Origin of the sequence: Falsiroseomonas sp. E2-1-a20, from assembly GCF_051433195.1 — a bacterium.
Classification (GTDB): domain Bacteria; phylum Pseudomonadota; class Alphaproteobacteria; order Acetobacterales; family Acetobacteraceae; genus Falsiroseomonas.
On the sequence record NZ_JBHMFT010000214.1, the window covers coordinates 1 to 352 of the forward strand.

The 352-nt window shown below is 61.1% G+C and carries 1 protein-coding gene; it reads left to right on the forward strand.

Annotation, left to right across the window (positions count from 1 at the left end; all coding sequences use genetic code 11):
• Positions 1–78 precede the first annotated feature (78 nt).
• The gene (locus ACFHPP_RS31425; protein WP_437167138.1) at positions 79–243 is read left to right on the forward strand and encodes a hypothetical protein; all 165 of its coding nucleotides are present in this window, start codon (positions 79–81) and stop codon (positions 241–243) included.
• Positions 244–352: the final 109 nt, after the last annotated feature.

Here is a 352-nt window from a genome sequence, read left to right on the forward strand (position 1 = left end):
GCAGCCTGTTGACGAAATCGCCGTGGCTTGATGCTGACACCCGAGGCTGTTGAATTTCGCTGAATCGCAACCTGGTATGTGGTGGACATCGCGGAGTACCGGGCGTGCCTGGCCGAACTTGGGCCGGCCTACCGCGCCGTGATGGGGCGCAACTTCCCGGCGATGGCCCTGGTGCAGGTGGTGGCGCTGGTGGAGCCGGAGGCGCGGGTGGAGATCGAGGCGACGGCGATCCTGCCAGAGTAATCGCCTTTCACGCGGCCTGCTCGTCCGATATGATCGATCATTACGCCGGTCTGATCACCCAGGCTTATATTCAGAGTTATTTATTTCGCCTGCCGCAAGCGAGGATTTC